Raw genomic sequence first — 19,824 nt, forward strand, 5'->3', positions numbered from 1 at the left:
CGTCAGGCGAGTGCCGCTGCAGCCGCGTCGGTTGCGGCGTCGGCGATCGGGCCGAAGCCGGCAAGCAACGCAACCGTCATTACGGCAGCGACGACGATCGCTGCGTAGAGACCGACTGGCTGGTCGAGCGCACCACGGTCAGCAACCGGTTCTTCGATCAGGACCGCCTTGACGAGCCGTGAGTAGTAAAACAGCGAGAGCGCGCTGTTTATCACCAGTGCTGCGGCGACGAGCAGCATGGCGGTGCTCCCGACACCGATTGCGCCGGTAAAGAGGAAGTACTTGCTCCAGAAGCCGGCAAACGGCGGCACGCCGGCGAGACTGAACATGAAGACCGCCAGCGCAGCACACGCGATCGGTGCCTGTGCCGACAGGCCGTTGTAGTCCTCAAAGGTGCGGCCGACGCCCCAGTGTTCGGCCAGGCCCACGAACAGGAACGCGCCCGTGTTCATGAAGCCGTAGATGAGCAGGTGCATCAGTGCCGCACCCATCACGAGTTCGCCACCGTCGGCCGTCAGTCCTGCCAGCCCGATCAGCACGTAGCCGGCGTGACCGATCGAGGAGTAGGCGAGCATCCGCTTGACGTTGTTCTGGGTCGCTGCCGCGAAGTTCCCGACCGTCATCGTGACGATTGCGAGGATGATGAACGCGATCGTCCAGTCGAGCCCGATCAGCTGTTCTGTCGCTGCGATCGGGAACGCTTCGGTGAACACACGGAACGCGATCACGAAGCCAGCAGCCTTCGAGGCCGACGAGAGGAACGCACTGATCGGTGCTGGCGCCCCCTCGTAGGCATCAGGGGCCCAGAAGTGGAATGGAACGCTTGCGGTCTTGAACGCAAACCCACCGATCAGCATGAGGATCCCGAGCCCGAGCAGGCCACCGTAGCCATCCGCACCGCCCTCCTCGATAACCGCCGCGATGTTCTGGAGCTGGAGATGCCCCGTTGCACCGTAGACCAGCGAGATCCCGTAGACGAAGATCGCCGACGAGAGTGCGCCGAGCAGGAAGTACTTCAGTCCCCCTTCGACGCTTCCGCGGTTGTCTTTCAGAATCGCCACGAGCGCGTAGGACGGAAGACTGGCCAGCTCGAGCGCGATGAAGATCGTCACGAGACTGTTTGCAGCGGCCATCATCGACATCCCGGTCGCAGCGAGGACGATGAGCGAGTAGTACTCGGCCTGGTAGGCGTGGCCGATCATGTAGTCATAGCTTGCGACCGCGACCAGCGCGGTGACGATCGCGATGACGATCATGAAGTACAGCGCGAGCTGGTCGATGACGAACTGGTCGCTGAGAATACCGATCTCACCCAGGCCGCCGTCGATCGTCGGTGTCCCGACGCCGGCAGTGATAAACCAGACGGCGACGACCATCGACGCCAACGACCCACCGGCCGCGGTTCCAGCCAGCAGCGAGCGGTTGCTCGAGTGCGGTGAGACGCTGTCGAAGACGAACAGCGCCATCGCGGTTGCGGCCAGGATCAATGCCGGTGCGAGTGCTGTCCAGCCGGGCAGGTCAAACACCGCCATTACTGTTCACCTCCGGTCAGGATCGGATCAACTGCGTCGGTTATCATCTCGAAGATCAGGTCAGGAGCGACACCAAGTGCGATGATGAGGCCGAGCAACACGAACATCGGCACGACGTCGTGCAGCGGGGCGCGGGTCACTTCGTAGTCGGTTTTGAGTTCGTACGGACCGAAGACAGTGCGCTGGAGTGCAAACAGCAGGTAGCCCGCGACGATGACGATACCGAACATCGCCAGCGACGTGAGCAGCTGCGAGTACGGGAGCTGTTCGGAGCCAAAGGCTCCAAAGAAAATCGTGAACTCGCCGAAGAATCCACTCATCAGCGGCAGTCCCATGTAGCCGAAGGCACCGGCAACGAGGATGCCCACAGCGACGGGCATCCGATCTGCGATTCCCGACATGTCGGTGACGAGCCGGGTGTGGGTGGCGTTGTAAATGACGCCGACGGCCATGAACATCAGCCCCGAGATGAGACCGTGTGAGACCATCTGGAACGTCGCACCGCCGACTCCGAACTGCGTGTAGGCGATCAGGCCGAGAATAACGTAGCCCATCGAGGAGACGGAGGAGTAGGCGACGATCCGTTTCAGGTCAGTCTGTGCGAGTGCGAGCATCGCACCGTAGATGACGCTGATCACGGCGATCGCCGCGATCGGCACCGCATAGGTCGCGACCTGCTCCGGGAACATCGTGAAGTTGAACCGCAGCAGTGCATAGGTCCCCATCTTCAACAAGACACCAGCCAGCAGCACCGACGCGGGTGTCGGTGCTTCAACGTGGGCATCCGGCAGCCACGTGTGGAACGGGACGATGGGCACTTTCACTGCAAAGCCGAGGAACATCGCGATAAAGACCACCGAGGCGAGTGTCGTTCCCTCGAGTCCGAGGAAGCCCTCTGGACCGGTGGTGAGCATCGCGTCCGCGACTTCGGGGAGCGCAAAGCTCGTGACGGTGTCACCGAGCCCGAAGACGAGCGCGATGAACGCACCGAACATCACGAGCGACGCCACGTTCGTGTAGACGAAGAACTTGATCGCGGCGTACTTCCGGCGTGGGCCGCCCCAGATACCGATTAGCAGATACATCGGGATCAGGACTGCCTCCCAGAAAATGAACCAGAGGAAGAAATCGAGTGCAGCGAAGACACCGATCAGGTTCGCCTCGATGAACAAGAGCAGCCCATAGAACTGGGACTCGCGTTCATCGATCGGTGTCCACGAACTCATGATCGCAAGCGACGTGAGGACCGTCGTCAGGACGACAAGCGGCAGGCTGATGCCGTCGAGACCGACGAACCACGCGATTGAGTACTCGCCGAGTTGCAGCCACTCGACGTGGGACTCGAAGGCGAGCGTGCCATCGAGCAAGGCGTTCCCGCTGCCGTCGAACGCCGTAAACATCCACAGGCTGAGCACGGCGGGCACGAGGCTGATCGCAAATGCCAGCCTGCCCGCGATACGATTTGGCGCAACGAACGTGACCAGTGCGCCGACCAGTGCGACCGCAATCAGTGCTTCGATCATCATAGGAACCACCCTCCATACAGTCCGAGCACGAGCAGTAAGCCGATGAACCCGGCCACCAGCAGTGCCGCGTAGTTCGTCACGATACCCGTCTGGATGCGTTTCACCCAGCTACTGCTGAACAGGCTGACAGACGAGATGCCGTTTACCGTCCCGTCGATGACGGTCCGATCGAATCGATCCGCGACTCGTGCAACCGGCTGTGTAACTCCTTCTGCGAGCCAGACCTGATACTCGTCCTGGTAGTAGTTGGCTTCAGCGACCTTTCCGACGCTACCCAGCCGTTCTTTGTGCGCGACCGGCTCGGGAACGTTGTACAGTTTCCAGGCCAGTCCGGCACCCGAGAAGGCAAGCAGCAAGGAGACACCGGCAGCGATCAGGACAGTCTGTTGTTCGGTGCCGATCTCGCCTGTTTCGTAAGCCAGCAACTCACCGTAGGCGCCGTAGGTCAGCCCCTCGAGTGCGCCGTACTCGCCGTCGAGCCAGGACTCGAGGAAGGTGAGTTCGATGCCGGTGAGTTTGTAGACTGGTGCGAGATTCGCGATCCCGGCCACGACAGCGAGGATCCCCAGTGTGATCAGTGGAAGCTTGATCGCCCAGCCGACCGGGTGTGGGTCCTCGGCAGCCTCGGAACGAGGCTCACCGTGGAAGGTCAGGAAGACCATCCGGAAGGTGTAGAAGCCGGTGAAGAAGACGGCGACGAGCGCCATTGCGTAGGCGGCGAGGATAACTGGCTCCTCTAAGCCGACGATCATTGCGTCGTACAGAATTTCGTCTTTGGACCAAAAGCCCGAGAACGGGATGATTCCGGCGAGCGCGAGCGCGCCCGCGAGGAACGTGTAGTAGGTGACCGGCGCTTTGTCTTTGAGGCCACCCATCTTCCACATGTCCTGTTCGTGGTGCATGAGGACGATGACGGCTCCGGCACCGAGGAACAGCAGCGCCTTGAAGAAGGCGTGGTTCATGAGGTGGAAGACGCCAGCGACGTAGCCGCCGACGCCGAGTCCCAGCATCATGTAGCCGTACTGGCTGATCGTCGAGTACGCAAGCACCTGTTTGATGTCGTCTTTGACGACACCCATCGTCGCCGCAAACAGTGCGGTAAAGCCGCCGACGAAAGCGATGATCGCCAGCGCCGTCGGGCTGAGTGCGTAGTAGCCGAACATCCGGGCGACCAGATAGACACCGGCTGCGACCATCGTCGCCGCGTGAATCAGTGCGGAGACGGTGGTTGGACCTTCCATGGCGTCAGGAAGCCAGGTGTGGAAGGGGAACTGTGCGGACTTGCCGAGGACACCACCGAGCACGAGCAGCCCGGTGATCGTCACCCACGTCTGGGCGTCAAAGCCGAACAGCTGTGTGTCGTCGTTGATCGCGGTTTCGGCTGCGGCGATGAACGACTCGTCGCCGGCGAACGCGACCGTCCCGAACGTCGCTGCGATTGCGACAACCCCGATCAGGAAGAAGTAGTCACCGAAACGAGTGACCAGGAACGCCTTCTTCGCGGCCGACGGTGCAGATCGCGTTCGGAACCAGAACCCGATCAGCAGATACGAACAGAGGCCGACGAGTTCGAAGAACATGAACGCCATCAGCAGGTTGTCCGCGTAGACAAAGGCGAGCATGCTGAACGTAAAGAGACCGAGCCCGGCGTAGTACCGGGGGAGTCCCGTCTCACCTTCCGCGTTCATGTAGCCGAGACTGAACACGTGGACGAGGACGGCGACGAGTGAGACGATCACCAGCATCAGCGCCGAGAGCGGATCGATCAGGATCCCGAACGTGAACGCGATCCCCTCAGCACCGACTTCGCTCGCAGCGTCGCCGGCTGTCCACTCATAGAGCGTTTCGTGATACACTTCACCACTCGCAACGGCCGCAAGCATCACAAGCGAGAGCAGTAACGAGCCTGCTGTCGCGAAGATACCCGCAATTGCTCCCTTCTTCGGCAGCCACTTGCCGAACGTCAGAGCAACGACGAAGGCCACGAGCGGGAACGCCGCAATCGCTGGAGCATAATCGAATACACCTTCCATCTTACCACCTCATCGTCGTCGGAACCGTGACGTCGACGTCACGGAAGTTACGGTACAACACCAGGATGATCCCGAGTCCAACAGCGACCTCTGCAGCGGCAAGCGCCATCGTAAACAGCGCAAACACCTGCCCCGTGAGGTTGCCGTGATAGAACGCAAAGGCGATCAAGTTGATATTCGCTGCGTTCAACATCAACTCAACGGACATCAAGAACATTAGTGCGTTGCGACGCGTCAAGACCCCGAAGAGACCGATACAGAACAGCCCCATCGACAGCAGGATGTAGTACTCGATGGCGATGCTCATCGATCGTCACCTCCACTCGAGTCGGATACGCCACGAGTGGTGTCCGAACCCGTGCTCGAAAGCGGCGAGACTGGCTCGCCACCCTCCTCGCGTTTTGCGAGGACGAGCGAGGCGTCGAGTGCCGCATCGAGTGCGATTGCAACCAGCAAGAACGACGCGAGGAACGGCTCAGTTGCACCGATCGAGCCCTCTGTCGACTGCAACACATCGAGGTCGAACATCGCGTAGCCGATTTCGGACGTAATCGCGATCCCGTCTGGATAGCCGGCGTTTGCCATCGACGCAAACGACGTGTTCAGGACGATCAGTGCCATCAGCCCGAAGAGGGCGACGGCAAGCAGTCCTGGCAGCAGCGTCTTTCCAACTCTAAACTGTGGCCCGGTCGTCATGTCTGTACCACCTCGTCGGACGCCTGCTCGTCACGCTGAGTCAACATCACCGCGAAGGTGATGAGGATGAGCACCCCGCCAACGTAGACGAGAATCTGCATCATCGCGACGAACTCGGCAGCGAGCATCACGTAGTGAACCGCGATACTCAAAAGCGCCACACCGAGCATCAGCGCCGAATGCCACGGATCCTGCAAGAGGACCACGCAAAGCGCGCTGGCAAGCGTCACGAACGCAAACAGTGCGAACGCGATCGTTTCCATCATTGTTACTGGTAATCCACGTCTCCGTCTCCCTCGCCGATCCACGCACCCCGGTCAGGCTCACGTGACTCGAGCGGGTCAATATCTTTATACCACGGTACCGCTCGCAGCTGGTCTTTGTTGTAGACCAGATCGTGTTTGGTGTCGCCGGTGAACTCGAAGTTCTGTGTCAGCAAGATCGCATCGACAGGACAGACCTCCTCACAGAGCCGACAGTAGATACACTGCCCGATGTTGAGGTTGTACTGTTCGCCGTTGCGCTTGTCGTCCATCACGATCTGAATCGTGTCGTTTGGACAGACGTTCTCACACTGACGACACCAGATACAGCGCTCCTGGCTGAACTTGTGGACGCCCCGAAACCGCGGGGAGACGTCCGGTGCAGTCTCGGGATACTCGACGGTGAACGTCGAGCCATCCAGTGCGTGTTTCATCGTCGTAGCCATGGATTTGAGTAGTCCGATCATGCAATCAGCCCCACAATTACTGCGGTAATGACGAGATTAGCGAACGAAAGGACGAGCAGTCCTTTCCAGCCGATCTCGATGAGTTGGTCGATCCTGACACGTGGGATCGCCGAGCGAAGCCACTGGGTCAGGAAGAACACCGCCCAGATCTTGATGATGAACCAGACGATGCCCGGCAGCACGGGTCCGGCCGGGCCACCGAGGAAGATCGTCGCGATGATCGCCCCACCGAGGAAGATGTGGATGAACTCCCCGAGGTAGATCAACACGAAGTAGACGCTCGAGTACTCGGTCTGATAGCCAGCAACGATCTCTGTCGGCGCTTCGGGCGTGTCGAAGGGGTTACGGCCGACTTCAGCGAAGTTCGCTATCAGAAAGAGCACGAACGCGAACGGGTTGACCAGCGCATACCACGCTGGAATGTCGAGGCCGCCGAGGGAGACGAGCGTCTGTGCCTGTGCATCGACGATCGTACTCATCTGCAGTGAGCCGGCGAAAATAACGACCGACATCCCGGTGACGACCAGCGGAATCTCGTAGGCAACGTTCTGTGCGACCGCCCGCAGGCCGCCGAGCATCGAGTACTTGTTCGCCGACGCGTAGCCAGCCATCACCAGCCCGATGCTGGCGATGCCGGCGACCGCGAAGACGAACGCGAGGCCGACCTCGGGGTCTGCGAGGTGAATCCCGCTGCCCATCGGGATCACGGCAAATCCGAGCAGCGCCGACGATGCGATGATGAGCGGCGCGAGATCGTACGCCGGTCGATCGGCATCTTCGGGGATAATGAGCTCTTTTGAGAGCAGTCGCACGGAGTCGGCGACGATGATCAGCAAGCCGGCCGGACCGAGGCGATTAACGGCGATCCGGTCGGTGAACGCAGCCGTGATCTTTCGTTTCGCCCACGGACCGGCGACACCGGTCATCGCCAGCATGATGTTGCCGACGATAAACGCCGCGAGGAACGTCGCGAGCAGTTCGCCGCCGACACCGAACTGATCTAAGCCGGTCAGCTCGCCGATTCGCTCGGGGAGCAACACGGTGTCTGTCTGTAACGGGAGTGCACCAACCATACTTACCGATCCACCTCCCCAAGAACGATGTCGAGACTGCCCAGTGAGGCGACCAGGTCAGGGATGTACTCCCCTTCGGACATGACCTCGAGCGCCGAGAGGTTGTGGAAACACGGACTTCGGATCTTGAACCGGCCGGGTTTGTCCGTTCCGTCCGATCGAATGTAGATCCCGAGTTCACCTTTCGCGCCTTCGACCGCACGGTAAACTTCCGTGTCGGCGTCCGGTTTGAGCGTCCGTGGAACGTTTGCCTGTACCTCGCGGTCGTCTTCGGGCCAGTCCTCGAGCAAGTCGAGACACTGCTCGATAATCTTTGCCGACTCCTCGACTTCCTGCATGCGAACGAGGACGCGCGCGTAGTTGTCGCAGCCGTCTTCGGTGATGACGTCCCACTCCAAGTTCTCGTAGTAGCCGTAGGGGTCGTCACGGCGAAGATCGTAGTCGACGCCGGAGCCACGGGCGACGGGGCCCGTACAGCCGTAGTCTTTGACATCCTCGGGTTCCAGAACGCCGGTGTTGTGACACCGAATCTGGAAAATCTCGTTCGAGGTGATCATGTCGTTGTACTCGTCGACTTTCGCCGGTAGTTCGTCGAGGAAGTCCCGGGTCTTTGCGATGAACTCATCGCGCGGTTCGGGCAGATCCCAGGCGACCCCACCGAGTCGGAAGTAGTTGAACATCAGCCGCTGGCCAGTGAGATCCTCGAGGATGTCCTGGACGACCTCCCGGTCACGGAACGCATACTGGAAGACGGCGGTAAAGTCGCCGTAGACGTCCAGTGCGAACGTTCCGAGTGCGAGCATGTGCGAGGCGATCCGGCACAGTTCAGCGCCCATCGTTCGGATGATCTGGGCGTATTCAGGCACGTCGATATCTGCCATATCTTCGGCCGCACGGGCGTACGCCCACTCGTTTAAGAGTCCGGCCGAGACGTAGTCCCAGCGGTCGGGGTACGGCATGATCTGGTGGCGATAGGTGCTCTGCTGGCACATCTGCTCTTCACACCGATGGAGGTAGCCGATGTCGGGATCGACATCGACCACCGTCTCGCCGTCCAACACCGTCTTGACGTGGAGCACGCCGTGAGTTGCGGGGTGGTGTGGACCGATGTTTAAGAACATCGTGTCCGACTCCTCGTCGTGGTGATCGGGCTGGATCGGATTGGCGTGTTCCGACAGCGTGACGATCTGTGGTTTCTCCTGATCGTACCCCTTCGAGAGCGGATGGCCTTGCCACGTCTCTGGCAGGAGAATCCGTCGCGGGTCGGGATGGCCCTCGTAGTCGATTCCGACGAGGTCGAACGCTTCACGCTCGTGCCAGTCTGCCGTCCGGAAGACGGGTTCGGCAGACTGACTGACGGGGTCGTCGGTCGACGTCGGAACGACCACCGAGACCTCCTGAGTCGGATCGGCGTACTTTTTGAGGTGATAGATCGATTCGTACCGATCTGAATACTGCTGGGCGGTGAGACAGGAGAGGTGATCGAAGCCGGCTTCGTCTCGGAGGTCGGTCAAGACATCCTGGACGTCGTCCGGTCGGATGACGAACCCCGGCGCGTTGAGATGATCGTCGCGACCGAGTGCACGATCACCGAGTAACGCCTCGAGATCGCCTTCGCTGACCTCGATCGGCTGCTGTCGCTCGAGTTCCGTGCTCATGGTGAATCAGCCCAGTTATACCGCATGACGAGGTCGTCCTCGTCGATTTCGCTCGCGAGTTTCTGCACGAGTTCGTCTTTCGGTAAGTCGCCGAACTGCTCGAGTTCGTACGGCTTGACGACAACTGGCGACGACTCGCCGTTTTGAATCCGTTCCTGGAGTTTGGCGACGCCGTAGATGAGCGCCTCCGGCCGGGGCGGACAGCCCGGCACGTGGATGTCGATCGGGATGATCTCCTCGGCACCCTTGACGACGTTGTATCCTTCCTGGAAGGGGCCGCCGGAGATCGTACACGATCCCATCCCGACGACGAACTTGGGTTCGGGCATCTGGTCGTAGACGCGCTTCATGCGGGGGCCGAACTTCGAGACGATCGTTCCGGGGACGATCATCACGTCGGCCTGTCGCGGTGAGGCGCGAGGAACACCAGCACCGAAGCGATCGAGGTCGTGTTTAATCGCGTAGGTGTGGATCATCTCGATACTACAGCAGGCGATCCCGAACTGTAGCATGAACATCGAGTTGCCCCGGACCCAGTTCATGAACTGATCGAACTTCGTGAGGATAAACGGCGATGCGCCGAATGCCTCCCGAAGTTTGGAGTTGAACCGGTCGTCCGGCCCTTCGCCGATCCGCGAGTCGCGGGTATCCGTCGACGGGGCGGTGCTGCCGTGGATCGATTGCCGTGGATTGTTGCTGCTCATTGTCGATCACTGCCAGACGTTGCCTGACTGGGTGTCTGTGCCCACTGTACTGCACCGGTGCGCCATGCCCATGCGAGTCCGACCATCAGAATGGCGACGAACAGCAGCATCGGCCCGAGGATCTCGAGCAGCGAGACGGCGTCCGATTCGACGGCATCCAGGTAGACAACCGCCCAGGGGAACAGAAGGACGGTCTCGATATCGAAAACGACGAACAGAAGCGCAACCATGTAGTACTGGATGTTGAACCGAATGCGCGTCCCGCCGGTTGGAACCTCGCCACTCTCGTAGGTGGCGCGTTTACTCGTTTCAGGGACTGACGGCCGCAAGAGGTACGATACCGCCATCATTCCGAGCGGTATCAGTAGTCCGACGAGCGCCAGTGCCCCGATCGCGATCCAATCATTCATCTCCGTAACGTTCGAGGGTTCAAACCGCACGCATATAAGGGTTGATTGTTCGTTTTTCGGCAGAACACGGACTCCAACGCCGTCTTTCGTGATGAATCACGCACTTGGGTTTTACTCAGTTGTCATTCGTAGCTATCGAGAATCAAACTAATCAAGATCTGTGAGCCATGGCTGTTTTCCGCCAGCGTGGACCGTTGGGTCCGGTAGGCCCTGATTTTCTACCGGCGACGATCTCGCTCAAGCGCTGTCAACTATCCGACGTGCGGGCTGCTGGCTCGCTATCGTAACACCTGCACTGAGGGACACACTACCAACGGCCGTCGTGCGATCAGGTGCGTGCTGACGGGTAGTCAGCAGTAACACTCAGCGATCGCGTGACTGTCTTGAACGCGCGCTGAATCGTGGCCTCCACTCGAGAGACCAGCGTCTCAGCTCGACCAGGTCGTTACTCGCGTGTAAACTCCGCCGTGCCCTGGTCGTGTACGTCTCGAGAGACTGCACCGACACCCTCGCGGAGGTCGTCGTGGTAGGCAACGAGTCGGTCACGAACGGTCTCGTGTTGGCGGGCAAGAATCTGGGCCGCCGAGAGCGCGGCGTTGAACGATTTGCCGGCGTCGACGGCGACCAGCGGTGCGCCGGTGGGCATGCCAATGACGCTGTCGACGGATTTCTCCTGGACTGGGACGCCGATCACCGGCAGCGGGTAGGCGATCGAGGCCGTCATATTCGGCAGGTCGGCCGACTTCCCGCCCGCGCCGGCGATGATGACCTCGAGGCCGCGATCCTCGGCTGTCTCGGCGTACGCCGTCATCAGATCCGGGGTGCGGTGGGCCGAGGTGACGTACGTCTCGAACGTAAAGCGCTCTGCGGGCGGGCTCTCGTAGTCGGTCTGTTCGGCAAAGTCGAGCTCGTCGACGAAGGCGTCGTAGGCGCCGCGGCGCTTCCCGCCGGTCATCATGACCTCGAGGTCAGAATCACTTCCCATGACGATCCCGACGTCTGGCGTCTCCGCTGCTGGGCGGTCCTGTTCGGCTTCACGGTGTAGACGGTCGATCAGATCGCTGACGCTGTCGCTCATAGGAAAGGATGGTCGGGCAGGTGACTTCAATCCGCCCGAAATCACTCCGCCGTGAACGTGAGGGCGTCCTCGAGTTCACGTGCAGTCTCGAGGAGAGCCTCGACGTCGGTATCCGGATCGCTACCCGAAACCGTCACGTGGCCCATCTTACGGCCCGGACGGGACGTACGCTTGCCGTACCAGTGGAGGTGTGCACCGGGGGTCTCGAGGATTTCGTCGATGTCTCGCAGCCGTGCGTCTTGATTCTCCGTGACGTCGGCCAGCAGGTTCGTCAGTGCTGTTGGCGAGCGCAGTTCGGTTGAGCCAAGCGGCCAGCCGAGGACGGCTCGGGCGTGCTGTTCGAACTGGGAACTCTGTGCGCCCTCGATCGTCCAGTGGCCCGAGTTGTGCGGACGCGGGGCGATTTCGTTGAGCAGGATTTCATCACCGCTCGTTTCAAAAAGTTCGATTCCATACACGCCGCGCCCGTCCATCACTTCGAGGACATCGCGGGCGACCTCGTAGGCGCGTTCGGAAGCGGCCTCGATCGAGCGTGCGGGGACGATCGTCTCCCGAAGGATCTCGTCTTCGTGGATGTTCTCGCCGAGCGGGAAGGTCGCGACCTCGTCGTCGCCTTTGACGGCGATGACTGAGACCTCGCGTTCGAACTCGACGAACGCTTCGACCATTGCAGGGCCGGCGACCGACTCGAGGGCGTCCTCGGCGTCTTCTTTCGATTCGACGGGGACGTTCCCGCGGCCGTCGTAGCCACCAGTCCGCGCTTTCAACATGACTGGTGCGCCGTAGTCGTCGATCGCCGCGCGGATGTCGTCGGCGCTGTCGACCGCACGGAACGGCGGCACCGGAACGCCGGCGTCCTCGAGTTCCCGTTTCTGGACGAGTTTGTCGTGGATCGTCCGTAGTGTCGACGGCTTCGGGTGCACGGGCGTCCCCGTATCCTCGCTGATGCGCTCTAAGACGTCCTGGTCGGCGAGTTCGATCTCGAACGTGAGCACGTCCGCGCGGGCGGCGAGTTCGCGAATTCCCGCTTCGTCGTCGAAGTCGGCGACGATCTGATCGCGGGCGACTGGCGCGGCCGGGCAGTCCGGTGTCGGATCGAGCACGACGACCTCCACGCCAAGCGGCGACGCGGCCTCGGCGAGCATCCGCCCGAGCTGTCCGCCACCGACGACGCCAAGCGTCGGTCCCGGCATCTGTAGCGTTGTCATTGCGCGAACGGTTGACGTTGCCCGGGGTTAAGGGTTCCCAATAGAACGACGCGGTTCGAATCTCGATCGCTGTCCGTCCCGCCGGTTGCGGGTGATTTATCGTGATCGATTATCCGGGTTTGTTACTCGATAACGGTACCTCTTTTACCCATCCACTCTACCGCTCGCGTATGACCACGCTCGGACTGGTGGTCGCGGAGTTCAACCGCCCGATCACCGAGCAGATGGAGCAGGAGGCCCTCGAGGCGGCCCAGGCCGCCGGTGCCGAAGTACACGAAACAGTCACCATCCCGGGCGTCTACGACGCCCCGTTGGCGGCGGACCGACTCGCCCGACTCGAGGCAGTCGATGCCGTGGCCGTCATCGGGACGGTCATCACGGGTGACACCGACCACGATCAGGTGATCACCGACGCGACCGCTCAGCGACTCGCTGACGTGAGTCTCGAGCGTGACACGCCCGTGACTCTCGGCGTGACAGGGCCCGGTATGTCCGCCGCCGAGGCACGCGAACGCGTCGCAAACGCGGCGAAAGCCGTCGACGGCGCACTCGATCTCGTCGCACAACTTCCCGACCCAGACCAATGACTATGGAATTCACTGACCGCGTAACCCGAGTCGAACCGTCCGCAACGCTCGCGATTTCCGCACTTGCGACCGAACTCGAGGCCGACGGCGCAGACGTCGTCGACCTCTCCGTCGGCGAACCCGACTTCCCGACGCCGCGGAACATCACCGACGCCGGACAGGACGCGATGGACGCCGGCCACACGGGCTACACGACCTCGGCTGGCATTCTCGAACTTCGCGAAGCGATCGCCGACAAGCTGGCCGACGACGGCCTCGATCACACGGCCGACGAGATCATCGTCACACCCGGCGCCAAACAGGCGCTCTACGAAATCGTGCAGGCACTCATTCAGGACGGCGACGAGGTCGTCCTGCTCGATCCTGCGTGGGTCTCCTACGAGGCGATGGTCAAGATGGCCGGCGGCGACCTCACGCGCGTCGACCTCTCCGACGCTGACTTCCAACTCGAGCCAGCGCTCGACGACCTCGCGGAGGCCGTCTCCGACGAGACCGAGCTGCTGGTCGTCAACTCGCCGTCGAACCCGACCGGCGCGGTCTACTCCGACGCCGCACTCGAGGGTGTTCGCGATCTGGCCGTCGAACACGATATTACTGTCATCTCCGACGAGATCTACAAGGAGATCACCTACGGTGTCGAGCCGACGAGCCTGGGCACGCTCGAGGGCATGGCCGAGCGCACCGTGACGGTCAACGGCTTCTCGAAGGCGTACTCGATGACCGGCTGGCGGCTGGGCTACTTCGCCGGTCCCAAGGACCTGATTGATCAGGCCGGCAAGCTCCACAGCCACTCGGTCTCCTCCGCGGTGAACTTCGTCCAGCACGCCGGCGTCGAAGCCCTCGAGAACACCGACGAGGCCGTCGAAGAGATGACCGAGGCGTTCGAAGAACGGCGTGACCTCGTCGTCGACTTACTCGACGAACACGACGTCGACGTCGCCGTCCCCGAGGGCGCATTCTACATGATGCTCCCCGTCGACGACGACGACCAGGCCTGGTGTGAGGGCGCGATCGAAGACGCCCACGTCGCGACGGTTCCCGGCAGCGCGTTCGGGACGCCCGGCTACGCGCGGATCTCCTACGCCGCGAGTGCAGAGCGACTCGAGGAAGGCATCGAGCGATTGGCAGAGGAAGGCTACCTGTAACGCCGCTGCTGGCGTTTCGACTCGATCACTTTTCGACGGTGTCTCACGCCAGCGACGGCTGTCTCTCGAGTGTCCGTCCTCGAGTTTATACGGGATGACGAGGCCAACCCTGTCGTGGACTGTCCAACGTGCGGGAAGACGCTCTCGACGGAGCGTGGCATGCGCCAACACTACACGAAAGTCCACGGCGAGCCACTGCCGAATCGAACGTGTCGTGGGTGTGGCCTCGAGTTCTACGACCCGAAGGCCAGACGGGAGTTCTGTGAGGACTGTAATCCGAACGCTGGCGAGCACAACGGCAACTGGAGCGATGCGATGGAGACGACGTCCTGTGAACGGTGTGGCGAAGCGTTCGACTACTACCCGTCGAACAAGGACGGGAAGTACTGTTCGTCGTGTGTCGACGCCGCCGACGGCCTCCTTCCCGAGAATCCAGCGACGAAAGGTGACCGAGTAGCAGTCCACTGTCGGTCATGTGACACCGAACTTGAGGTTCGGCCGGCGCGACTCGAGGAGCAAACACGTGGCTTCTTTTGCACACTCGAGTGTTACGGGACGTGGCTTTCGGAGACCGTTGTCGGCCCTGCCCATCACCAGTGGAAGGGTGGCCCAATTCCATATGGGCAGAGATGGTGGCGGATTCGGCGGCAGGCACTCGAGCACGACGACTACGAGTGTCAACACTGTGGGGCAGACGCCGACGAACTCGGACAGAACCCGGATGTCCATCATCGACAGCCTGTCCGATCGTTCGACCAGCCCGACGCTGCACATACGATGGACAACGTGATCACGCTCTGTCGGAGCTGTCACCGGCGTGTAGAAGAAGGAACAATAGTGGTGTCGCCTCGCGACGAAAGGTAACACTATTGTACGACGGTGGTCTATCCAGCGAGTGAAGTCCCGTGGTGGCGAGCAGTTCCGGTAGAACTGCGAGGTACGCGGGTCGACAAACAAAGTGAGAAGTCCCGTGGTGTAGTGGCCAATCATATGGGCCTTTGGACGTGTTCGGTTTGGTCCGTCACGGAAGACAGCCTATGACGGCGGTTCGAATCCGCCCGGGACTACTTCTGCTGCGAACAAACTCGTGAGCAGCAGGTATCCTCGGCGGTTCGAGCCCAGCAGACGAGAGGATTCGAGTCTGCGCGGTTCGAATCCGCTCAAGACTACATTACAACTATTTTTTGTGAAATTAAGTCTGGTAGCGGTCGAACTACGTCTCTCACTGACCAAACTCGAGAGCGCCTCCCATCGATTCGAACCCGCAACTGGCCGTGAGACGCGTCTTACTGATACCATAGTCCGCAATCAGATCGTTAGCGGCCCTATAGTAATCCCCGTTTCCTCGAGGGGACAGGTATGTTCGGAACGAGCGGAATCCGAGGCCCAGTTGGAGACGATGTGACAGCCGACCTCGCCCTCGCCGTGGGGCGGGCGGTCGCCTCCGAGGGCTACGAGCGCGTTGTGGTTGGACGGGACGCTCGAGAGAGTGGGACGATCCTCGCAGAGGCACTGATCGCCGGCGTACGGGAGTGTGGAACGGACGTCCTCGAGGTCGGCGTCGCACCGACACCGACGATCGCAAGGGCTGTCCCGTGGACGGACGCGGATGCGGGAGTCGTCATCACGGCCTCGCACAACCCTGCGCCGGACAATGGGATCAAACTCTGGACGGCGTCGGGCAAAGCCTTCGGCCCCGACCAGCGGGAGGCTGTCGCCACGCGAGTCGAACGCGAGGCGTACGACCTCAAACCCTGGAACGAACAGGGCGCACTCGAGTCACTCGACGGTGTGTTAGCACACCATGCCAGCGAACTGACCGACGCGGTGTCGATCGACGACCCGCTGAGCGTCGTCGTCGACGTCGGCAACGGAACTGGCGGGATCACCGCCCGCGTGCTGGCTGCGTTGGGTTGTGATGTCGTGACGCTGAACGGCCAACAGGACGGGAGCTTTCCGGGCCGAGCGAGCGAGCCGACTCGAGAGACGCTCGCCGGCCTCTCGTCGCTGGTGGAATCGACAGACGCCGACCTCGGAATTGCCCACGACGGCGACGCCGATCGGATGATGGCTGTCGACGAGACTGGCGCATTCGTTCCCAAAGACGTGCTGTTCGCGCTGTTCGCACGTGAGGCTGCGGGTGATGGCGACGTCGTCGCCGCCCCAGTCGGGACGAGTATGACCGTCGACGACACGCTCGCGAAAGTCGGAGCGTCAGTTACACGAACGCCGGTCGGCGACGTGTTCGTAGCCGAAGCAGCGAAACGGCCGGACGTCGTCTTCGGCGGCGAGCCAAGCGGGGCCTGGATCTGGCCGACCGAGACGCTGTGTCCAGACGGCCCGCTCGCGGCGTGCAAACTCGTCGAACTCGCCGCCGAGCGCGGACCGCTCTCGACGCTCGTCACGGGGATCGAGACGTACCCCATCCGACGAACGTCACTCGAGGTCGAGGACAAAGCTGCGGTGATGGACCGTGTTCGTGAGCACGTCCACGAGCGCTACGACGACGTCGAGACGCTTGACGGGGTCTCCATCACTGTCGACGACGGTTGGATGCTCGTGCGAGCCAGCGGGACTCAGCCGATCGTTCGAGTGACGGTGGAGGCCCGAACCGAGTCGCGAGCCGAGGAGTTAGCAGCCGATGCCGTGGCGATCCTCGAGCACGCAATCGAAGCGGGCACGTGACCCACGGTGGACAGACGCCGGGTCTCGAGGGTCCGAGATCGGGTGTGTCGACCTAGTCACGCGCCTGTCACGAACCTGATTTTCGGGTTTACAGCCGTTTTAGCGAGCCGATAATGAAGTGTCTCGTCAACCCCGTTTCGGGTAGTTCACTGTGCAGTATCGACCACCGTCGCTACCGGAGCGGTGGTGGGTGACCGAGACAGGATACGACGAGACATATGAAACGATGAGTGAGGCCTTCGACCGCGACGACGACGCATCGACGACGACTACCACGAGCGACTCGCGCGGATTGGAGACGCTGGTGATCGGGATCGACGCGGGGTGTCTTCCGGTCTTCGAGCGACTGTTCGAAGACGACCGCATCCCGACTATCGAGCGACTCTGTTCGGAGGGCGTGACGGCGCCACTCGAGTCACAGATTCCGCCGTGGACGCCGAGTGCGTGGCCCTCGATCTACACTGGAGTCAACCCCGGAAAACACGGCGCGGTCGGCTTCGTCGGTTACGACGGCTACGACTGGCACGTCACGAGCAACGACGACGTGCACGAACACCCACTATGGACGTTGCTTGACCGTCATGGTCACTCGAGCGTCGTCGTCAACGCCCCTGTGACGCATCCACCGGATGAGTTCGACGGCGCGGTAATTCCCGGCTTCCTCGGTCCCGAAGATCCCGACTGCCACCCCGACGGAGTGCTGGACGACGTTCGTGACGCGATCGGTGACTACCGTGTGTATCCGAAGTACACACGCGACGACGACTCGCTGTCCGACGTCGAAAAGATCGCAGAGTATGAGACGCTGGTGGGCATGCGCGGAGCGGCGTTTCGATATCTCGTCGACGAGTTCGAGCCGGATCTCGGCTTCGTCCAGTTCCAGAAGACGGATACGGTGTTTCACGAGTTCGACGGCGACGAGGCGATGGTCGAGCGTGTCTATGAGGCGACCGACGAGCAGATCGCATCGATCCTCGAGGCGTACGACCCAGACCGCATCTTCCTCGTCAGCGACCACGGTATGGGGCCGTACGACGGCTACGAGTTCCAACTCAACGAGTTCCTTCGCGATGAAGGCTACCTCGAGACGACGACAGGTGGCAAGGGGATGCCGTCGTGGACGCCGATGCGAAGACGGCTCCGTGAAGGCGAGGAGTACGACACCTGGGAGCCGGGGACGGCTGCGCGCCTCGCGGCGGTCGCCGCTCGATCCGGAATTACGGCCCGTCGGATCAGGATCGCCCTCGAGAAGGTGGGCCTCGCGGAGGTCGCAAAGAAGTACGCGCCGGGTGGTGTCTCTCGGACGGCGAACGAGCAGGTCGATTTCGCCAACTCGAAAGCGTACGTCCGCGCCCGGACCGAGCTTGGCGTTCGGATCAATCTCGAGGGACGCGATCCCGAGGGCGTCGTCCCAGTCGACGAGTACGACGAAGTGCGTGAAGAACTCATCCGAACGCTTCAGGCCGTCGAAACACCTGATGGAGAACCGTTTTTCGAGACGGTTGCCCCACGCGAGCAGTACTTCCACGGCGAGAACGCCGACGATACTGTCGATATCGTAACGATTCCGAACGAGTTCGAACACGCTCTCTCCGAACAGGTCGGCGACGGCGAGTACTTCGGGCCGGTGGAGCCGTGGAATCATAAGCTCGATGGTGTGTTCGTGGCGATGGGCGAGGGAATCGACGAGTCGCAGTCGCTCGAGCACGTCCATCTGTTCGACGTTGCGCCGACGGTCATAGCCGCGATGGGCGTTCCGGTCAGCGACCGCATGGATGGGACCGTCGCTCCGATCGTCGATCCCGTCGACTCGATCTCGTATCCGACGGTCGGTGAATCGGAGCAACGAGAACAGGCGTCACCGGACGAAGCGGTCACAGATCGGTTGGCCGATCTCGGCTATCTGAACTGAGCTGTCGGCCCAGCACAGACGGTTGCAGCCGCTGCAACTGCGGCTACGCGTCTGATAAATAAGGGGATCGAATCCGACGGTACAGCACGTCACAAGCATCTCTATGGGATTTATCGCCGAAGTGCAGCTCTCTCACGACGATCTAGTGCTGGTACCGACGATCAAACAACTACCTGAGGTCACGTTCCGGTATGAGTACAGGACAACAGCAGACGGCCGTTCCCACCAGTTTGTGTCCGCGTTCAGCGATGAGTATACCGCACTCGAGGAGGCGATGGAGGGGGATCACACGATCTCGAACCCGACACGCATCGCGACGTTCGAGAGCCGGGCCGTCTATCGAGTAACAGTCGAAACTGACATCCAGATCATCCCCGATGACTGCGCCGAGTGTGGCCTGTTCGTCTTCACGGTTTCGAGCAACGAGCGAGGGTGGGTTGCGCGTGTTCATCTCCCGGATCGCGACGCACTGGCCACGTACCGAGAGTGTTGTCGACGTAACGATATATCGTTTCACGTAACCCAGCTACACGACTCGTCGGTATCCGACGATGGGACGTACGTCCTCTCCGAACAGCAGTATGAAATTCTCACGATGGCGTACTACGCCGGCTATTTCGATGTGCCACGGGAAAGTACACAGGATGACCTCGCCGGCCATTTCGGGATCTCCGATTCGGCGGTCTCGAAACGACTTCGCCGTGCTATTGCGGACCTGATCGCTGGCACGATCGAAAACGATCGCTCCACTCCTGAGCACGAATGAGTGCGTTCGGAACCGATCGTATCCCCAGTCGCCACTGCGAGAACGTTACAGTAACAACTAAACCGGTTTCCACACCGACAC

At 61.3% G+C, this 19,824-nt stretch carries 19 protein-coding genes and 1 tRNA gene; 7 read left to right on the forward strand and 13 right to left on the reverse strand.

Features of this window, described 5'->3' with window-relative positions; genetic code table 11:
• Positions 1 to 2 precede the first annotated feature (2 nt).
• From DV706_RS02310 to DV706_RS02370, 13 genes are all read right to left on the reverse strand, one after another.
• The gene (locus DV706_RS02310; protein ID WP_006066763.1) at positions 3 to 1,532 is read right to left on the reverse strand and encodes an NADH-quinone oxidoreductase subunit N; all 1,530 of its coding nucleotides are present in this window, start codon (positions 1,530 to 1,532) and stop codon (positions 3 to 5) included.
• Entirely contained in the window at positions 1,532 to 3,058 is a 1,527-nt protein-coding gene (locus DV706_RS02315) for a complex I subunit 4 family protein (RefSeq protein WP_006066762.1), read from the reverse strand. Before DV706_RS02315 ends, DV706_RS02310 begins: the two co-directional genes overlap by 1 nt.
• Positions 3,055 to 5,091: an NADH-quinone oxidoreductase subunit L gene (gene nuoL, locus DV706_RS02320; RefSeq protein ID WP_006066761.1), complete on the reverse strand. Its 2,037-nt coding sequence runs from the start codon at positions 5,089 to 5,091 to the stop codon at positions 3,055 to 3,057. The genes DV706_RS02315 and nuoL overlap by 4 nt, the downstream gene beginning before the upstream one ends.
• 1 nt (position 5,092) lies before the next feature.
• A complete protein-coding gene (nuoK, locus tag DV706_RS02325) occupies positions 5,093 to 5,398 on the reverse strand; it encodes an NADH-quinone oxidoreductase subunit NuoK (protein WP_006066760.1) in 306 nt (101 codons plus the stop codon).
• Positions 5,395 to 5,787 (reverse strand): hypothetical protein, encoded by a 393-nt coding sequence (locus DV706_RS02330; protein WP_006066759.1) that lies wholly within the window; start codon positions 5,785 to 5,787, stop codon positions 5,395 to 5,397. The genes nuoK and DV706_RS02330 overlap by 4 nt, the downstream gene beginning before the upstream one ends.
• Positions 5,784 to 6,053: an NADH-quinone oxidoreductase subunit J gene (locus DV706_RS02335; RefSeq protein ID WP_006066758.1), complete on the reverse strand. Its 270-nt coding sequence runs from the start codon at positions 6,051 to 6,053 to the stop codon at positions 5,784 to 5,786. Before DV706_RS02335 ends, DV706_RS02330 begins: the two co-directional genes overlap by 4 nt.
• A 2-nt stretch (positions 6,054 to 6,055) precedes the next feature.
• Positions 6,056 to 6,517, reverse strand: a complete 462-nt coding sequence (locus tag DV706_RS02340) for a NuoI/complex I 23 kDa subunit family protein (RefSeq protein WP_006066757.1) — start codon at positions 6,515 to 6,517, stop codon at positions 6,056 to 6,058.
• Positions 6,514 to 7,590, reverse strand: a complete 1,077-nt coding sequence (locus tag DV706_RS02345) for a complex I subunit 1/NuoH family protein (RefSeq protein ID WP_006066756.1) — start codon at positions 7,588 to 7,590, stop codon at positions 6,514 to 6,516. Before DV706_RS02345 ends, DV706_RS02340 begins: the two co-directional genes overlap by 4 nt.
• A gap of 2 nt (positions 7,591 to 7,592) precedes the next feature.
• Positions 7,593 to 9,248 (reverse strand): NADH-quinone oxidoreductase subunit D, encoded by a 1,656-nt coding sequence (locus DV706_RS02350; protein WP_006066755.1) that lies wholly within the window; start codon positions 9,246 to 9,248, stop codon positions 7,593 to 7,595.
• Entirely contained in the window at positions 9,245 to 9,952 is a 708-nt protein-coding gene (locus DV706_RS02355; protein ID WP_006066754.1) for an NADH-quinone oxidoreductase subunit B, read from the reverse strand. The genes DV706_RS02350 and DV706_RS02355 overlap by 4 nt, the downstream gene beginning before the upstream one ends.
• Entirely contained in the window at positions 9,949 to 10,362 is a 414-nt protein-coding gene (locus tag DV706_RS02360) for an NADH-quinone oxidoreductase subunit A (RefSeq protein WP_006066753.1), read from the reverse strand. Before DV706_RS02360 ends, DV706_RS02355 begins: the two co-directional genes overlap by 4 nt.
• Positions 10,363 to 10,807: 445 nt before the next feature.
• Positions 10,808 to 11,440 (reverse strand): AIR carboxylase family protein, encoded by a 633-nt coding sequence (locus DV706_RS02365; protein WP_006066752.1) that lies wholly within the window; start codon positions 11,438 to 11,440, stop codon positions 10,808 to 10,810.
• Between the two features lie 41 nt (positions 11,441 to 11,481).
• A complete protein-coding gene (locus DV706_RS02370) occupies positions 11,482 to 12,648 on the reverse strand; it encodes a 5-(carboxyamino)imidazole ribonucleotide synthase (protein ID WP_006066751.1) in 1,167 nt (388 codons plus the stop codon).
• Between the two features lie 170 nt (positions 12,649 to 12,818).
• On the opposite strand from DV706_RS02370, the gene ribH reads away from it, so the two are divergent.
• From ribH to DV706_RS02405, 7 genes are all read left to right on the forward strand, one after another.
• Positions 12,819 to 13,235: a 6,7-dimethyl-8-ribityllumazine synthase gene (ribH, locus tag DV706_RS02375; protein WP_006066750.1), complete on the forward strand. Its 417-nt coding sequence runs from the start codon at positions 12,819 to 12,821 to the stop codon at positions 13,233 to 13,235.
• On the forward strand, positions 13,232 to 14,380 hold the full coding sequence (locus tag DV706_RS02380) for a pyridoxal phosphate-dependent aminotransferase (protein ID WP_006066749.1): 1,149 nt from the start codon (positions 13,232 to 13,234) through the stop codon (positions 14,378 to 14,380). The genes ribH and DV706_RS02380 overlap by 4 nt, the downstream gene beginning before the upstream one ends.
• 114 nt (positions 14,381 to 14,494) lie before the next feature.
• Entirely contained in the window at positions 14,495 to 15,244 is a 750-nt protein-coding gene (locus DV706_RS02385; RefSeq protein WP_049889853.1) for an HNH endonuclease, read from the forward strand.
• Positions 15,245 to 15,344: 100 nt separating this feature from the next.
• Positions 15,345 to 15,447, forward strand: a tRNA-Gln gene (locus DV706_RS02390).
• Between the two features lie 292 nt (positions 15,448 to 15,739).
• Entirely contained in the window at positions 15,740 to 17,065 is a 1,326-nt protein-coding gene (gene glmM, locus DV706_RS02395) for a phosphoglucosamine mutase (protein ID WP_006066747.1), read from the forward strand.
• Positions 17,066 to 17,291: 226 nt separating this feature from the next.
• Positions 17,292 to 18,977: an alkaline phosphatase family protein gene (locus DV706_RS02400; RefSeq protein WP_049889852.1), complete on the forward strand. Its 1,686-nt coding sequence runs from the start codon at positions 17,292 to 17,294 to the stop codon at positions 18,975 to 18,977.
• A gap of 103 nt (positions 18,978 to 19,080) precedes the next feature.
• Positions 19,081 to 19,743, forward strand: a complete 663-nt coding sequence (locus DV706_RS02405; protein ID WP_006066745.1) for a helix-turn-helix domain-containing protein — start codon at positions 19,081 to 19,083, stop codon at positions 19,741 to 19,743.
• Positions 19,744 to 19,824: the final 81 nt, after the last annotated feature.

It is taken from the genome of Natronorubrum bangense, assembly GCF_004799645.1.
GTDB classification, from domain to species: domain Archaea; phylum Halobacteriota; class Halobacteria; order Halobacteriales; family Natrialbaceae; genus Natronorubrum; species Natronorubrum bangense.

What these genes read in the sequence shown, in the direction of transcription:
- DV706_RS02310 (WP_006066763.1), bottom strand. Translation starts at nt 1,532, where the DNA reads ATGGCGGTGTTTGACCTGCCCGGCTGGACAGCACTCGCACCGGCATTG.
- DV706_RS02315 (WP_006066762.1), bottom strand. Translation starts at nt 3,058, where the DNA reads ATGATGATCGAAGCACTGATTGCGGTCGCACTGGTCGGCGCACTGGTC.
- nuoL (WP_006066761.1), bottom strand. Translation starts at nt 5,091, where the DNA reads ATGGAAGGTGTATTCGATTATGCTCCAGCGATTGCGGCGTTCCCGCTC.
- nuoK (WP_006066760.1), bottom strand. Translation starts at nt 5,398, where the DNA reads ATGAGCATCGCCATCGAGTACTACATCCTGCTGTCGATGGGGCTGTTC.
- DV706_RS02330 (WP_006066759.1), bottom strand. Translation starts at nt 5,787, where the DNA reads ATGACGACCGGGCCACAGTTTAGAGTTGGAAAGACGCTGCTGCCAGGA.
- DV706_RS02335 (WP_006066758.1), bottom strand. Translation starts at nt 6,053, where the DNA reads ATGATGGAAACGATCGCGTTCGCACTGTTTGCGTTCGTGACGCTTGCC.
- DV706_RS02340 (WP_006066757.1), bottom strand. Translation starts at nt 6,517, where the DNA reads ATGATCGGACTACTCAAATCCATGGCTACGACGATGAAACACGCACTG.
- DV706_RS02345 (WP_006066756.1), bottom strand. Translation starts at nt 7,590, where the DNA reads ATGGTTGGTGCACTCCCGTTACAGACAGACACCGTGTTGCTCCCCGAG.
- DV706_RS02350 (WP_006066755.1), bottom strand. Translation starts at nt 9,248, where the DNA reads ATGAGCACGGAACTCGAGCGACAGCAGCCGATCGAGGTCAGCGAAGGC.
- DV706_RS02355 (WP_006066754.1), bottom strand. Translation starts at nt 9,952, where the DNA reads ATGAGCAGCAACAATCCACGGCAATCGATCCACGGCAGCACCGCCCCG.
- DV706_RS02360 (WP_006066753.1), bottom strand. Translation starts at nt 10,362, where the DNA reads ATGAATGATTGGATCGCGATCGGGGCACTGGCGCTCGTCGGACTACTG.
- DV706_RS02365 (WP_006066752.1), bottom strand. Translation starts at nt 11,440, where the DNA reads ATGAGCGACAGCGTCAGCGATCTGATCGACCGTCTACACCGTGAAGCC.
- DV706_RS02370 (WP_006066751.1), bottom strand. Translation starts at nt 12,648, where the DNA reads ATGACAACGCTACAGATGCCGGGACCGACGCTTGGCGTCGTCGGTGGC.
- ribH (WP_006066750.1), top strand. Translation starts at nt 12,819, where the DNA reads ATGACCACGCTCGGACTGGTGGTCGCGGAGTTCAACCGCCCGATCACC.
- DV706_RS02380 (WP_006066749.1), top strand. Translation starts at nt 13,232, where the DNA reads ATGACTATGGAATTCACTGACCGCGTAACCCGAGTCGAACCGTCCGCA.
- glmM (WP_006066747.1), top strand. Translation starts at nt 15,740, where the DNA reads ATGTTCGGAACGAGCGGAATCCGAGGCCCAGTTGGAGACGATGTGACA.
- DV706_RS02400 (WP_049889852.1), top strand. Translation starts at nt 17,292, where the DNA reads ATGAGTGAGGCCTTCGACCGCGACGACGACGCATCGACGACGACTACC.
- DV706_RS02405 (WP_006066745.1), top strand. Translation starts at nt 19,081, where the DNA reads ATGGGATTTATCGCCGAAGTGCAGCTCTCTCACGACGATCTAGTGCTG.